This is a genomic window from Pseudomonas sp. KCJK9111, assembly GCF_046231935.1.
Classification (GTDB): Bacteria; Pseudomonadota; Gammaproteobacteria; order Pseudomonadales; family Pseudomonadaceae; genus Aquipseudomonas; species Aquipseudomonas parafulva_B.
Genome location: NZ_JBJJMO010000002.1, coordinates 180,505 through 194,081, shown reverse-complemented (window position 1 = coordinate 194,081; position 13,577 = coordinate 180,505). Strand labels below are relative to the sequence as shown.

13 protein-coding genes are annotated in these 13,577 nt (G+C 61.3%); 10 read left to right on the top strand and 3 right to left on the bottom strand.

Translation table 11 applies throughout. The features are described 5' to 3' along the window. Positions 1–279: 279 nt before the first annotated feature. The gene (locus tag ACK59L_RS01905) at positions 280–1,611 is read right to left on the bottom strand and encodes a hypothetical protein (protein ID WP_409271529.1); all 1,332 of its coding nucleotides are present in this window, start codon (positions 1,609–1,611) and stop codon (positions 280–282) included. A gap of 503 nt (positions 1,612–2,114) precedes the next feature. Here ACK59L_RS01905 and ACK59L_RS01900 point away from each other — a divergent pair. The 3 genes from ACK59L_RS01900 (at position 2,115) to ACK59L_RS01890 (ending at position 4,047) form a co-directional block, all read left to right on the top strand. Continuing rightward, positions 2,115–2,264, top strand: a complete 150-nt coding sequence (locus ACK59L_RS01900; protein ID WP_167340251.1) for a hypothetical protein — start codon at positions 2,115–2,117, stop codon at positions 2,262–2,264. Between the two features lie 64 nt (positions 2,265–2,328). Further along, positions 2,329–2,712 carry a low affinity iron permease family protein gene (locus ACK59L_RS01895; protein WP_196134992.1) on the top strand — a complete coding sequence of 128 codons (384 nt, stop codon included), beginning with the start codon at positions 2,329–2,331 and terminating at the stop codon, positions 2,710–2,712. 210 nt (positions 2,713–2,922) lie between these two features. Beyond that, the gene (locus ACK59L_RS01890) at positions 2,923–4,047 is read left to right on the top strand and encodes a mechanosensitive ion channel family protein (RefSeq protein ID WP_058603937.1); all 1,125 of its coding nucleotides are present in this window, start codon (positions 2,923–2,925) and stop codon (positions 4,045–4,047) included. A gap of 60 nt (positions 4,048–4,107) precedes the next feature. Here the strand turns inward: ACK59L_RS01890 and ACK59L_RS01885 are convergent, their stop codons facing one another. Both ACK59L_RS01885 and ACK59L_RS01880 read right to left on the bottom strand, forming a co-directional pair. Beyond that, a complete protein-coding gene (locus ACK59L_RS01885) occupies positions 4,108–4,986 on the bottom strand; it encodes a manganese catalase family protein (protein WP_409271526.1) in 879 nt (292 codons plus the stop codon). A gap of 60 nt (positions 4,987–5,046) precedes the next feature. Continuing rightward, positions 5,047–5,157, bottom strand: a complete 111-nt coding sequence (locus tag ACK59L_RS01880) for a general stress protein (RefSeq protein ID WP_409271524.1) — start codon at positions 5,155–5,157, stop codon at positions 5,047–5,049. 213 nt (positions 5,158–5,370) lie between these two features. Between ACK59L_RS01880 and ACK59L_RS01875 the strand changes: the two genes are divergently transcribed. From ACK59L_RS01875 to ACK59L_RS01845, 7 genes are all read left to right on the top strand, one after another. After that, complete coding sequence (locus ACK59L_RS01875) at positions 5,371–5,820, top strand: hypothetical protein (protein ID WP_409271522.1); 450 nt, start codon at positions 5,371–5,373, stop codon at positions 5,818–5,820. A gap of 112 nt (positions 5,821–5,932) precedes the next feature. Continuing rightward, positions 5,933–7,411 (top strand): MFS transporter, encoded by a 1,479-nt coding sequence (locus ACK59L_RS01870; protein WP_409271520.1) that lies wholly within the window; start codon positions 5,933–5,935, stop codon positions 7,409–7,411. An 84-nt stretch (positions 7,412–7,495) separates the two neighbouring features. Beyond that, positions 7,496–7,876, top strand: a complete 381-nt coding sequence (locus tag ACK59L_RS01865; protein WP_409271518.1) for a termination factor Rho — start codon at positions 7,496–7,498, stop codon at positions 7,874–7,876. A 107-nt stretch (positions 7,877–7,983) separates the two neighbouring features. After that, a complete protein-coding gene (locus tag ACK59L_RS01860; RefSeq protein ID WP_409271516.1) occupies positions 7,984–9,771 on the top strand; it encodes a thiamine pyrophosphate-requiring protein in 1,788 nt (595 codons plus the stop codon). Positions 9,772–9,868: 97 nt separating this feature from the next. Continuing rightward, positions 9,869–10,375 (top strand): (2Fe-2S)-binding protein, encoded by a 507-nt coding sequence (locus tag ACK59L_RS01855; RefSeq protein WP_058603931.1) that lies wholly within the window; start codon positions 9,869–9,871, stop codon positions 10,373–10,375. Further along, the gene (locus ACK59L_RS01850; protein WP_409271514.1) at positions 10,372–11,373 is read left to right on the top strand and encodes an FAD binding domain-containing protein; all 1,002 of its coding nucleotides are present in this window, start codon (positions 10,372–10,374) and stop codon (positions 11,371–11,373) included. The genes ACK59L_RS01855 and ACK59L_RS01850 overlap by 4 nt, the downstream gene beginning before the upstream one ends. Then, positions 11,370–13,562: a xanthine dehydrogenase family protein molybdopterin-binding subunit gene (locus ACK59L_RS01845; RefSeq protein ID WP_409271512.1), complete on the top strand. Its 2,193-nt coding sequence runs from the start codon at positions 11,370–11,372 to the stop codon at positions 13,560–13,562. The genes ACK59L_RS01850 and ACK59L_RS01845 overlap by 4 nt, the downstream gene beginning before the upstream one ends. Positions 13,563–13,577 lie beyond the last annotated feature (15 nt).

The window sequence follows — 13,577 nt, the reverse complement described above, 5'->3', positions numbered from 1 at the left end:
GGGTCTGTAGATGCCATCAGAATTCAGTCATGAGGCACGCGCATGCAGCTATTTTCATGATGAAGACCCGGAATTTCAACGTAGCCCGAATCGTCAAATATCGCGGTGATTGGCTTTTATGTCGTATTTACCAAAGAGCTGTAGCGGGAAAAACCGATTGCAACCCTCCGTTGCCTAGCGAACCGGGAAAATCCAACTTCTGAACAGCAGATCTTCAAATCCGTGATAGCCGCTGGATACTGATGATAGCGAAGCAACGCAGGGTGGCGCAGAAACCAGTCAGTTGTGCAGCTTGAGCACCCTTTCCAAGAAATAGGGACCGCTGGTAGGGAACAGCGTCAGGATGTGTATGCCGTAACCACTGGCAAAAATCTTGTTCGCCGTCCTGAAATCAGGGCCGCCGTCGAACAGCCCCTCGTTGCCGAAGGCGCTATCGAACTCTCCGGACCGTGTCAGGCGATATACATGCAAACGGCCGACGTTGATGGCGGTCAGCAGGGCGCCACCGAGCACAATGCGATCCTGGGCATCAATGTGAAGCTCGCTCAGGGCCAGACCGTGACCATCGCTGCCGAGCGTTAAAGGTTGGCCACGATTGAAGGTCGTGTCGTTCATACCGGACTCGGCCAAGACGAACACCGTCGTGGGTTGTTGGGTCTGGTATTCCACACTTCGGGAAACGGCGATCCGACCATTCCTTGCAAACATACCCGGGCGCATCCTTCCTTGAAAGGCGAATAGGTCTCGCTGACCCTGGCCACCGTTGAAACGCTCATCGGCGATAGCATGCCGGTCGTACCGTCTTACGATGACTCGCTGGTTGATGGTTTCTGCGAGCACTAGGAAACTACCGTCAGCAAAGAAGTGCGCACGCAAGACCCGCAATGACTCACCGGCGTTATCGGTCAGTGGGCACATGCCGAGATTACGCGCCTCGCCGAGCTCATGTGCCAGCTCACCAGTCACAGGGTTGAAGACCGCCAACCAACTTTCGATTCGCTCGTCCTGGTCATTTCCAAGCGTATAGGGGAAGATGGCTCGCAGTAACCCGCTCGCGAATGCCAATGGACGCTCTTCGGACGATAAAAGCGCTTTCGTCGAGTGCTTCACCCATCGCTTTTTTTCAAGGCCTTCGTCACGCGTCTGCCAATGTTCACCGGGATCTGGTAACGCGTGGCCGTTATCGCCAAAGGATGTTACCGGTTGGAAGCCTTCATCGAATCGACTGATACCGATGAAGTTTAGATATTGCTCATAGTTGGCATCAAAATAGGTGGGCACGCCAACGGCGAAATAGGTCTGCTGGCCATTGATCGTGGCGCCGATAATCCCTTTGTAGTTCACTGCCTCGTCGGGCAGATTCTCAGCGTCTACTACAACATGGCCGGTGCTTTCGTCCCAGTGACCATCGGCATTGATCCGGGTGAGCAGTCCTGGGCTTGTGTCTGAGGGGTTCCTGCCGAATACTACCAGTCGTCCCTTGTCGTCGAGGGTAGATGGCCCAATCTGGAGAGAGTGCACGTCCGGGTTATAGCCAGGTTCGGGCGGAATATTGGCCACGCCTTGCGTGCCGTAGTCATAGTCAGGTGTGCCAGAAAATTGCACAGTCATGCTTGTGAACTCCACAGTGCTAGGAAGGCTTGAAACTAACGCAGTCGATGTGACCCTCCAACTGGCAACAATAATAGGTCGCTCACTGCGCCACATCGGCGGCGGGAGTTGTACGGCCCGGCAGTGGGGCTCTCAGAGTGTCGAGCAATGGGGCGCCGTACATCCAACACATCAACTAATGCCGCCACTGGCCCCAGCGTGATTGCCACGCAACCCATGCTGCTTTGCAGCTAATTGAGCCTGTTGGTTCGCTATGGCCGCCCAGCAGGTCCAGGCATCCCACTTTCCCCTTTTTAACAGGCCAAAGCCCGTCTGGCTCACTCGCGCAACGCGCCTGCAGGCTATCGCTGATCGAGCGCTTGTAAATGCTGGGCTGCAAGGCATCCAGATTACCGATCAATGGTTGAGTCGCTTCAGTATTCAGGCGTTCTACTTGGCAGATTCGATGGAACACCTGGCAACAGGCTGGGCACTAACGCAGCACATCCCAAGAGGAATTCACCATGACCGACCCCACTCAACCAGACCCCTATGTGGACGACGTACCGCACAATCCGGGTGATCCCATTGAAGCACCTGAGCAGGAACCCACCGAACCGGCTCCCGAATGGCCGGAAGGCCAGGTACCACCCGAAGAGCAATCTGACGGCTGACCCTTACACATTTGGCGGCGCACACTGCGCCGCCTGAAACGCTGCAATCACCAGGAGGGATCCGATGAAGTTCGCGCAGTTCTGTCAGTGGCTATCCAACCAGGCCGGCCGCCCCAGCACGTTCTTGATGGCCATCGTGCTCATCATCATGTGGGCGGTTTCCGGCCCATGGTTTCACTACAACGATACCTGGCAACTGATCATCAACACCTCGACCACCATCATCACCTTCCTGATGGTGTTTCTGATCCAGAACACCCAGAACCGAGACAACGACATCATTCACGTCAAGCTCGACGAGCTGATCCGGGCCACTCAATCGGCGCAACGTTCGGTGCTGGACCTGGAGGCCATGGACAGCAAGACCCTGCGCGAGCTGCGCAAGGAATACCGTGCACTGGCCGCACGCACCGGCGCACCGCTTGAAGACGACGCGCCGCAGCCATGATGTGCCGCATCAGCGCATCGCTGGACCGGGCCCCACTTGTTGTCCACCGTGGACCAATCAATGGCCTACCCGCGCACGGGCCCCTACCCGACCCGCACAGTCCATCTGTCCAGGATCGACGTGCACGGATCATCCGATAACCATTCGCAGGGCAATTGTTTTGCTCGACGCCTGACACCTCGAAACCTTTGCTAGAGGAGGCAAGCCTTCATGAGCGATCGCATCATTACACTGTTCACCGATACCACGTTCTTCGGTATCTCCATTCTCAACCTGTTACTCGCAGTCACTGTGGCCGTACTGACGTTCCTGGTCGCCAGGGCAGCCATCAGTTTCGTACAGCGGCGCGTCAAGCACTGGTCCTCGCATTCCGGGGCGTTGAGCCATGTGGTGGAGAAGGTCCTGTCAGGCACCAGTAACTCGCTGCTGTTTCTGGCTTCGCTGCTGGTGGGGTTGAGCATGCTCGACCTGCCGGAGCGTTGGTTGAGCCGGGTTGGCAGCCTCTGGTTCGTCGTCGCAGCGCTGCAGATCGGCCTGTGGGCCAACCGTGCCATCGGCCTGGGCCTGGATCGCTACTTCACCCGCCACAACCCGGACGGTTCCCAGCAGAGCAGTGCCCTGGCCACGTTGTCGGCCTGGGGTGCGCGGGTGCTGTTGTGGTCGATCGTGCTACTGGCCATGCTGTCGAACCTGGGCGTGAACATCACCGCCTTCGTCGCCAGCTTGGGTGTGGGCGGTATTGCGGTCGCTCTGGCTGTGCAGAACATTCTGGGTGACCTGTTCGCCTCGCTGTCCATCGCCGTGGACAAACCGTTCGAGGTAGGTGACTTCATCGTCATTGGCCCCCTGGCCGGCACCGTCGAGCATGTTGGCCTGAAAACCACGCGCATCCGCAGCCTGGGCGGCGAGCAGATCGTCATGGCCAATGCCAGCATGATCAGCAGCACCATCCAGAACTACAAGCGCCTGCAAGAACGTCGCATCGTGTTCGAGTTTGGTCTGTCCTACGACACGCCTACCGAGGCGGTGAAGAAGGCGCCCGGGATCGTCGAGGAAGCGATCAAGGCTCAAGCCCAAGCACGCTTCGACCGGGCGCACTTGCGTGGCTTCGGCAAGGAGGCGCTGGAGTTCGAGTGCGTCTACATCGTGCAGGACCCAGGCTACAACCTGTACATGGACATCCAGCAGGCCATCAACTTCAAGCTGCTTGAACGGTTCTCGAAAATCGGCGCCAAGTTCGCCGTACCGGTGCGGGCCATCAAGGTCACGGCGCTGCCGCAGGAGGCGAACGTGCATGCGCAAGGGCGAGACAACATGGGTATGCGGGGGGCGTGAACGCGTGACATGTAACGCTTGAACGTAGCAGCGGACCCGACGGTCCGCTGCCCTGCCGGTTCATATAGGCTCATCACCATTGACCTTGCCCAATTCGGCACCGGTCATTGGCTGCAGGTCGGGATCGGACTGGGTTCTCAGCTTCATGGCCTCCACTGCGTCTGCACTGGCCCCATCGAGCTCCACCGACGCCATGCCATTACCGCCATCGACGGCCGGTTGCGGCTGATCCACATAGACCCAATCCTGGCCTTCGTTCCATGAGCCGCGCACCTCCCCGCCGTGGGACATGTTGAAGTAGGTATGGTTGAACTCGGGATCACCCGGCATTTTGCCCTGCGGGAAGTTAGGTTGGATGGAATGCAGCGCTTTCTCGAAAGACATCTGATGGGCAATTTCTCGGCTCATCAGAAAACCGAGCGCATCCTTGATGCCGGGGTCATCGGTCACGTTGATCAGACGTTCATACACGATCTTGGCGCGGGCCTCGGCGGCAATGTTCGAGCGCAGATCTGCCGTCGGCTCTCCAATGGTGTCGATGTAGGCAGCGGTCCAGGGAATACCACCAGAGTTCACCAGCGCAGCGCCACCCCCATACAAAAGGCTGGTGACATGCGAGTCGTTACCCGCGCCGGTGAGTGATCGATACAGTTCACCCTCGGCTTCCACCCCTTCGGCCAGACGGCCTTTGGCACCTTTGTTGAGCATCACCACGATTGATCCGATGATCTCGAGGTGGCTGAGTTCTTCGGTGGCGATATCGAACAACATGTCCTTGCGCCCTGGGTCATCCTCGGTCACGGCCTGGGTGAAATAGCGCATCGCGGCGGCAAGTTCACCCTGGGGCCCGCCAAACTGTTCGAGCAGCAGGTTCGCAAGGCCAGGGTCGGGCTGGGAAACACGGACGGTGTACTGCAGACGCTTGTTGTGCATGAACATCGGTAAATCCTCATCATCGTGCCGGGGCAGCGGTCACTGCCCCGGTCGGTTCAACGTTGATCAACGATTCTCATCGCTCGAGCGGCCACCGCCGTGGCTGTTCTTGCCGCCTTCGCGGCCCGCCTCAGCGGCTTTCTGCGGATCATTGGGCGGCTGGTCAAAGCAATTCACTCCAGCCTGACGAATTGCGCGAAGCACTGTTGGGTGAACGTTTGGGACCCTTGAGCTTGCCGCAGTGTTGGGGTGCACTCAGGACGAAGGCGGACAAATGACTGTCGTGCCAGTAGTTACGGGCTCAGCTAAGCCCGTTCGTCGATTACCGGGCACGGCCGGCAGTCCAACCTGACGAACACTACGAGGACACCTCATTAAAGGAGCTTCATCATGACAATGCTAAAACCTTCCTCCCTGCTGCTTGCGCTCTGCCTGGGCGCATCCGCGCCGGTGGTCATGGCAGCAACCAACATGAATGATCAACACACCCCCAGCATGCAATCGGGCGATCACGGCACCATGAATGGCACCAGCGGCGCCAGCGGTTCTGGCACCCCGGGCGATGGCATGGGCACCGGAAACGGTACCGGGAGCAACGGCACCGACGCCACGGGGGGCGATGGCACTGCTCCCGGCTCGGGTACCGGTACCGGTAATGGGGCGAACACGGGCGCCGGCGGCACCGGGAGCGGCTCGGGCATGGGCGGCACCGGGAGTGGCGACATGGGCGGTAGAGGCGACATGGGCGGCAGCGGCGGTACCGGCATGGGCAGCGGGAGCGGGAGCGGCGGCTCAGGTAGCGGTGCCGGCGGCGCAGGCGGCTCGGGTGGTGGTAGCTGATCATCCGGTGCATGTGACTAGCGCTATGGCTAACCAAGCCTGACACGTGGAATACAAGGGCTGCTGTGCAGCCCTTCCTTCAAACGACAGCTACAACGGACTTGAGGCTGACGTGGCGACTGAATCCAGACACGACACACACGCCAGTCGTCACGACCAGCGGTTCTACGACACGGATATCCCCGCCCGCCTCGATCGACTGCCATGGACACGATTTCACACGATGCTGGTGGTAGCCCTTGGTATTACCTGGCTACTGGACGGCCTGGAAGTCACCCTTGCCGGGTCATTGGCCGGCGCCCTGAAAGACAGCCCTGCCCTGGCCATGAGCAACGGCGATGTCGGCCTGGCTGGCGCCATCTATATCGCCGGGGCAGTGCTCGGCGCGCTCTTTTTCGGCTGGCTGACCGACCGCCTGGGTCGGCGCAAGCTGTTTTTCATCACCCTGGCGCTCTACATCGGCGCCACCGCTGCCACGGCATTTTCCTGGAACCTGTGGAGCTTCATGGTCTTTCGCTTTCTCACAGGCGCGGGCATTGGTGGGGAATATACCGCTATCAACTCAACCATCCAGGAGTTCACTCCAGCGCGCTACCGTGGTTGGGTCGACCTGACCATCAACGGTACGTTCTGGCTAGGCGCTGCGCTGGGTGCAGTGGGTGCCATCGTGCTGCTGGACCCTTCGATGGCGCACGGTGATCTTGGATGGCGCCTATGCTTTGGCATTGGCGCTGCGTTGGGCCTGCTGATCATGCTCATGCGGCTGTGGGTGCCGGAAAGCCCGCGCTGGCTGATGATCCACAATCAACCCGAGGCGGCTGAACGCATCGTGGCCGACATCGAGCGCAGGTGCCGCGATCAAGGCTTGACACTGCCTGCACTGGATAGCCCGCCCCTGCAATTGCAAGCCAGGCACCACACGCCGTTGGCCGAGGTATTTCACAGCCTGTTCGTCATCCACAGGCGCCGGGCCATGGTAGGCCTGACGCTGCTCACGGCGCAGGCCTTTTTCTACAACGCCATCTTCTTCACCTACGCCCTGGTACTGACCGACTTCTACGATGTGCCCTCCTCCAGCGTTGGCTGGTATGTCCTGCCATTCGCGCTCGGCAACTTCTGTGGCCCCTTGTTGCTCGGGCGGCTGTTCGATGTGTTAGGGCGGCGCATCATGATCAGCACCACCTATGCCCTGTCGGGCGTACTGCTGACCCTGAGCGGCTATCTGTTCGAACAGGGGATGATCAATGCCGTCGAGCAAACGATCGCGTGGATGGTCATCTTCTTCTTTGCCTCGGCCGCGGCCAGCTCTGCTTACCTCACGGTGGCAGAAACATTCCCGCTGGAGATCCGTGCTCTGGCCATTGCCGTGTTCTATGCATTCGGCACGGGGCTGGGTGGCATGGTGGGGCCGACATTGTTCGGTGCCTTGATCGAATCGGGCGAGCGTACCCAGGTCTGGTATGGGTACCTGCTCGGCGCTGCGCTCATGCTGGCAGCGGCAGTCGTCCAGGCCGTTTACGGGGTTGCCGCAGAGCGCCGGTCGCTGGAGCACGTCGCCCGCCCCCTCTCTCAGATGGAATCCGACGACTAATGGGCCTGCCGTCCGTCCGCCCATCGGCACTCGAGCGTGTGCTGGCCTTCAACCCTAATACCCATCCAATGAGGAGCGACCACCATGGCACGCGGCGACAAGGACAAGTACACCCAAGAGCAAAAGCGCAAAGCCGAGCACATCGAGCAAAGCCATGAGGACAAGGGTTTGCCCAAGGACAAGGCCGAGGCGCGTGCCTGGGCCACGGTGAACAAGCAATCGGGCGGGGGCGACAAGCAAGGTGGCTCTGGCAGCAAGACCAGCAGCACCGACAAGAAAGCCGCACGTTCCGATTCTGCCAAACGGGCTGCCAAGTCCCGCGAGGGACACCCGCGCAACAGCTCGGCCTCACTGGAATCCCAGACCAAGGAGAGCCTGCTCAAGGAGGCGCGCAGCAAGGATATCAAGGGCCGCTCGACCATGACCAAGGCCGAGTTGATCGAAGCGCTGCGCAAGCACGGCTGATGTGCAGGAACGGGTCATCCCGGTCAGCTGAACCGCTTCAAGTCCGTTGAAACTTTAGTCTTCCCTGCCAAGTCCAGAACTTATCCGAGACGCGGCAGGAGAAGACGATGAGCGGCACTGTAGGCGATTTTCTGGTCGAACGGCTGTACCAATGGGGCGTACGCCGCATCTTTGGTTACCCAGGTGACGGAATCAACGGTGTGTTCGGCGCCCTGAACCGCGCGGGCGCCAAGATCCAGTTCATCCAGGCCCGGCACGAAGAGATGGCCGCCTTCATGGCCAGTGCCCACGCCAAGTTCACCGGCGAGTTGGGCGTGTGCATCGCCACGTCCGGGCCGGGTGCCTCGCACCTGCTCACCGGCCTGTATGACGCGCGCATGGACCATCAGCCGGTCCTGGCCATCGTGGGCCAGCAAGCGCGTGCCGCCTTGGGCGGTCATTACCAGCAGGAGCTGGACCTGGTCTCGATGTTCAAGGACGTCGCCGGTGCGTTTGTGCAGCAGGCATCCACGCCGCAACAGGTACGTCATCTGGTGGACCGCGCCGTGCGCACAGCCGTTGGAGAGCGACGCGTAACGGCCATGATCCTGCCCAACGACCTGCAGGACCTGCCCTACGAAGACCCGCCCCGTGCCCATGGCACCGTGCACTCGGGCATTGGCTATAGCAAACCCAAGGTGGTCCCCTTCGATGCCGACTTGCAGCGCGCCGCCGATGTGCTCAATGCAGGACGCAAGGTCGCCATCCTGGTCGGGGCCGGCGCGCTGGGGGCCAGTGAAGAGGTAGCCGCCGTGGCGGAGCAACTGGGTGCCGGCGTTGCCAAGGCCCTGCTTGGCAAGGGCGTTCTGCCCGATGCACTGCCGTGGGTAACGGGCGCCATCGGCCTGCTGGGGACCGAGCCGAGTTATAAACTGATGGCCGAATGCGACACGCTGCTGATGATTGGGTCTGGCTTCCCGTATTCCGAATTCCTGCCCAAGGAAGGTCAGGCGCGCGGCGTTCAAATCGACCTGCAGCCAGACATGCTCAGCCTGCGCTATCCCATGGAGGTGAACCTGGTCGGTGACGCCGCGCAGACGTTGCAGGCATTACTTCCATTGCTGCACACGCGCCCAGACCACAGCTGGCGCAAGAAAATCGAGAAATGGCGCGCAAGCTGGGACAAGACATTGACCAAACGCGCGCTGGTCAAGGCCGACCCGATCAACCCGCAGCGAGTGGTGCACGAGCTATCCCCGCGCCTGCCAGATTTGGCGATCATATCCAGTGATTCGGGTTCGTGCGCCAACTGGTACGCCCGGGACCTGATGATCCGTGAGGGGATGCAGTGCTCCTTGTCGGGCGGCCTGGCCTGCATGGGCGCGGCCGTACCTTACGCCATTGCTGCCAAGTTCGCCCACCCGACCCGGCCAGTGATCGCCCTGGTGGGCGACGGCGCCATGCAGATGAACAACCTCGCCGAACTGATCACTGTGGCCAAATACTGGCAGCAGTGGGAAAGCCCCACGTGGATCTGCGCGGTGTTCAACAACGAAGACCTCAACCAGGTGACCTGGGAGCAGCGCGTGATGGAGGGCGATCCGAAGTTCGAAGCCTCTCAATCGATACCCGACGTGCCTTATCACTTGTTCGCCATTTCGATTGGTCTTGAGGGCATCTACGTCGAGCGCGAGGAAGATGTCGCCCCCGCCTGGGAGCGCGCACTGGCAGCTGATCGCCCGGTGCTGATCGAGTTCAAGACTGACCCCAACGTAGCGCCACTGCCACCGCACCTGAAACTCGAGCAGGTCAGGAAGTTCGCAACCACCTTGCTCAAGGGTGACCCGGATGAGGCCGGCGTGATCGTGCAGACCGCCAAGCAGGTGCTGAGCGCGGTACTGCCTGCCAAGAAATGACAAGGGCCTGGCGCTTGGGATGAACGTTCCGGGCGCTTGACCAGTCGCACTCCATAGACACAGCCCACTGTGCGCAATCGAACCGTGAGGACCTACCATGACTGCACTCCCTGAACAGGGCACTGCACAGCAGACCCTGAACTTCACCCTCAATGGCCAACCCCAGGCCCTGACGGTACAACCCTGGACCACCCTGCTCGACTTGCTGCGTGAGCAGCTGGACCTGGTGGGCACCAAGAAAGGTTGCGACCATGGCCAATGCGGGGCCTGTACCGTGCTGCGCGATGGTCGCCGGGTGAACGCTTGCCTGACCCTGGCGGTGATGTGCGAAGGTGCCGACCTCGTCACCATCGAAGGCCTGGCCGAGGGTGACCAACTGCACCCCATGCAGCAGGCATTCATCAGCCAGGATGCCTTCCAGTGCGGTTACTGCACACCTGGCCAGATCTGCTCGGCCGTGGGCCTGGCCAATGAAGGACACGCCCATACCCGTGCCGACATCCGCGAGCAGATGAGCGGCAACCTGTGCCGCTGCGGCGCCTACAGCAACATCGTGGCCGCCGTCGAGCAGGCCCTGCCGCTGATCAAGAGGGCGCGCACATGACCCCTTTCAGCTACCACAAGCCGGCCTCGGTGGAAGAGGCGCTGCGCCTGACCGATGGGTCCTCGCGCTTCATTGCAGGCGGGACCAACCTGGTCGACTTGATGAAGGAAAATGTCGAGCGGCCCGAGCGACTGATTGACATCACAGGGCTGGAACTCAACCGCATCGAACCCAGCGACGCGGGCGGTGTGGTGATCGGCGCATTGGTCAGCAACGCGGACCTGGCATGGGACCCGCTCATCCGCCAGCGCTACCCATTGCTGTCGCAAGCGATCCTGGCCGGTGCATCGCCGCAGCTGCGCAACATGGCAAGCACCGGCGGCAACCTGTTGCAACGTACGCGCTGCTACTACTTCTATGACACCGGTACGCCTTGCAACAAACGTGAACCCGGCAGCGGTTGCCCAGCACGCAGCGGCTTGAATCGCATTCATGCGATTCTCGGCGCCAGCGAGGCGTGCGTGGCGACTCATCCTTCGGACATGTGCGTGGCACTGGCTGCCCTGAAGGCCGTGGTGCATGTGCAAGGGCCTGCCGCCAAACGCCAGATTCCGTTCGCCGAGTTCCATCGTCTGCCCGGCGATACGCCGCAGCAGGACAACCACCTGGCGCCTGATGAGCTGATTACCGCCATCGAGCTGCCCGACCAAGGCTTTGCCGAACATTTCCGCTATGTGAAGGTGCGTGATCGAGCCTCCTACGCCTTCGCGCTGGTCTCGGTTGCCGCTGCCCTGCGCATCGAAAACGGGTTAATTCAAGAGGCCCGCATCGCCCTGGGTGGCGTGGCCCACAAGCCATGGCGCAACGAAGCTGTGGAAGCCACGCTGCACGGCCAGGCGCCCAGCTCCGAGCTGTTCACCCAAGCGGCCACTGCCCTGCTGCAAGGGGCACAGCCCCTGAGCCAGAACGGCTTCAAGGTGCAGCTGGCTCAACAAGCCATCATTCGGGCATTGAACGAGGCCGCCGCCGGCGGCAGCCTCGAGGGGGACGCACAATGAGCAAAGTAGTAGGAACCCCAGCGGACCGCGTCGACGGCGCGGCCAAGGTCACCGGGCAGGCGCGCTATGCCGCCGATTACCCGGAAGAAGGCCTGCTGCACGGCAGCGTCGTTTCCAGCACCATCGCCCGTGGCCGGGTGGTCAAGGTCAACAGCGAGAAAGCGCTGCAGGTACCAGGCGTGGTGGCGGTGCTGGACCACATCAACCGTCCGCGTATTTCCAGCTACGACGATGACTACAGCGACGATGATGCAGCCGAGGGCTCGCCCTTCAGACCGTTGTTCAACGACCGCGTGTTCTACAGCGGCCAGCCCGTTGCACTGGTCGTAGCACAGACGCTGGAAATCGCCCGTCATGCAGGTTCGCTGGTCGAGATCCACTACAGCCAGGAAAGCCATGAGTCCGACCTTGAGAAGGTGCTGGGTCAAGCGCACGATGCGCCGGCTGAAACACCTGAGCCGCGCGGTGACTTCCCTGGCCAGTACGCCAGTGCCCCTACCCGCGTGGACGCCACCTACTGGACGGCCAACGAGCACCACAACCCGATGGAGCCCCATGCCTCCACCGTGTGCTACCAACTCGATGGTAGCCTGGTCATTCATGACAAAACCCAGGGCACGCAGAATTGCCAGGAATACGTGCACAACGTCTTTGGCCTGCCCAAGGAAAAAGTGCGCGTCAAGGCAGCCTTCGTCGGTGGCGCCTTCGGTTCGGGCCTGCGTCCGCAGTATCAGCTGCCTCTGGCGGTCATGGCTGCCCTGCACCTGATGCGCTCGGTTCGCGTGACCTTGACCCGCCAGCAGATGTTTACCTTTGGCTATCGACCACGCACACAGCAGCGCCTGCGTCTGGCGGCCGATGCGCAAGGCCGCCTGTCTGCCATTGGTCACGACGCCATTGGCCAGACGTCACGTTTTGAAGACTTTGCCGAACACGTCGTCGAGTGGAGCGGCATGCTGTACCAGTGCGACAACGTTGCGTTGAGCTACCGCCTGGCGCCATTGGACGTCTACACCCCGTTGGACATGCGCGCGCCGGGTGCAGGTTCAGGCGTGCTGGCGCTGGAGTGCGCCATGGACGAATTGGCCTGCGCAGCCGGGCTGGACCCGGTCGAGTTACGGCGACGCAACTTTGCCAGCCACAACGGCAACGAGGGCAAGCCTTACTCGAGCAAGGAACTGCTGGCCTGTTACGCGCAAGGGGCCGAGCGTTTCGGTTGGCACAAGCGTCAGGCTACGCCCGGCTCGATGCGTGACGGCAACCAGCGCATAGGCTGGGGCATGGCCGGTGGTGTATGGGAAGCCATGCAAATGCAAGCCAGCGCCAAGGCGCGTCTGGGCTGCGACGGGCACCTGACCGTCAGCAGTGCCACCGCCGACATTGGCACCGGCACCTATACCGTCATGACGCAGATCGCCGCCGACGCCGCAGGCCTCGACATGGCCAATGTGACGTTCCTGCTGGGCGATTCCTCCTTGCCCAAGGCTCCGTTGCAAGGCGGGTCATTCACCGTGTCTTCCGTCGGCTCCGCCGTACGCAAAGCTTGCCTGGAGCTGCGCAAGCAGGTTGTCGAGCAGGCCAGGCAACAGCTCCCGAGCCTGGCCAGCCTGGGCGATTCCGCGTTCGTGATTGCAGGTGGCCAAGTGAGCGCCGATGAGCATTGCTTCGCCCTTGCCGACCTGCTGCCCAGTACCCAGCAGGCCTGCTTCGAGGTGCAGGTAGAGGCGGGCCCAGACGACAAGCGCAAGCCCTACTCCACGGCCACCCATTCGGCGGTGTTCGTCGAGGTATCGGTGGACGAAGACCTGGGCACCGTGCGCGTCAACCGCGTAGTCAGTGCGGTGGCGGCAGGCAGGGTCGTCAACCCCAAGACAGCGCGCAGCCAGATTCTGGGGGGCGTGGTGTGGGGCATCGGCATGGCACTACACGAAGAAACCCAGACCGACCATGCACTGGGCCGCATCCTCAACCACAATCTGGCCGAGTACCACGTACCGGTGAACGCCGACATTGGCGATATCGAGGTGCTCTTCGTCGAAGAGCATGATGATGTCGTCAACGAACTGGGTTCCAAAGGGGTGGGCGAGATTGGCGTGGTGGGCGTAGCCGCGGCTGTGGCCAATGCCATTTACCATGCCACGGGCAAGCGGGTACGCGAGTTCCCGATTACCTTGGACAAACTGCTGTAAACGGGCCCAGCCCTC

Excerpts from the sequence above, each read along its gene's own strand:
- ACK59L_RS01905 (WP_409271529.1), bottom strand. The coding sequence starts at position 1,611 with ATGACTGTGCAATTTTCTGGCACACCTGACTATGACTACGGCACGCAA.
- ACK59L_RS01900 (WP_167340251.1), top strand. The coding sequence starts at position 2,115 with ATGACCGACCCCACTCAACCAGACCCCTATGTGGACGACGTACCGCAC.
- ACK59L_RS01895 (WP_196134992.1), top strand. The coding sequence starts at position 2,329 with ATGAAGTTCGCGCAGTTCTGTCAGTGGCTATCCAACCAGGCCGGCCGC.
- ACK59L_RS01890 (WP_058603937.1), top strand. The coding sequence starts at position 2,923 with ATGAGCGATCGCATCATTACACTGTTCACCGATACCACGTTCTTCGGT.
- ACK59L_RS01885 (WP_409271526.1), bottom strand. The coding sequence starts at position 4,986 with ATGTTCATGCACAACAAGCGTCTGCAGTACACCGTCCGTGTTTCCCAG.
- ACK59L_RS01875 (WP_409271522.1), top strand. The coding sequence starts at position 5,371 with ATGACAATGCTAAAACCTTCCTCCCTGCTGCTTGCGCTCTGCCTGGGC.
- ACK59L_RS01865 (WP_409271518.1), top strand. The coding sequence starts at position 7,496 with ATGGCACGCGGCGACAAGGACAAGTACACCCAAGAGCAAAAGCGCAAA.
- ACK59L_RS01860 (WP_409271516.1), top strand. The coding sequence starts at position 7,984 with ATGAGCGGCACTGTAGGCGATTTTCTGGTCGAACGGCTGTACCAATGG.
- ACK59L_RS01855 (WP_058603931.1), top strand. The coding sequence starts at position 9,869 with ATGACTGCACTCCCTGAACAGGGCACTGCACAGCAGACCCTGAACTTC.
- ACK59L_RS01850 (WP_409271514.1), top strand. The coding sequence starts at position 10,372 with ATGACCCCTTTCAGCTACCACAAGCCGGCCTCGGTGGAAGAGGCGCTG.
- ACK59L_RS01845 (WP_409271512.1), top strand. The coding sequence starts at position 11,370 with ATGAGCAAAGTAGTAGGAACCCCAGCGGACCGCGTCGACGGCGCGGCC.